At 40.8% G+C, this 223-nt stretch carries 1 protein-coding gene; it reads left to right on the top strand.

Annotated features, from left to right (window positions below; translation table 11 throughout):
- A partial coding sequence (locus RRF55_RS28655; protein WP_043963378.1) for a type II toxin-antitoxin system RelE/ParE family toxin occupies positions 1–208 on the top strand: 208 nt, incomplete at its 5' end.
- Positions 209–223 lie beyond the last annotated feature (15 nt).

The following is a 223-nucleotide window of genomic DNA, read 5'->3' on the forward strand; positions in this document are numbered from 1 at the left end:
GGTTGAAGATGGAAACTTTGGCGATACTGAACCAGTCGGTGAAGGTGTCTCTGAATTACGTTTTTTCTTTGGACCTGGCTATAGGATTTATTACTGCAAGCAAGGGCAAAGGGTTGTTATTCTCTTAGCAGGTGGAGACAAGTCTACGCAAAGTAAAGATATAAAACTTGCGTTGCAATTAGCACAAGATTTAGAGGAGGAGCTGTAAATGGCTATCAAACTT

It is taken from the genome of Klebsiella sp. K47, assembly GCF_051858335.1.
GTDB lineage: Bacteria > Pseudomonadota > Gammaproteobacteria > Enterobacterales > Enterobacteriaceae > Klebsiella > Klebsiella pneumoniae.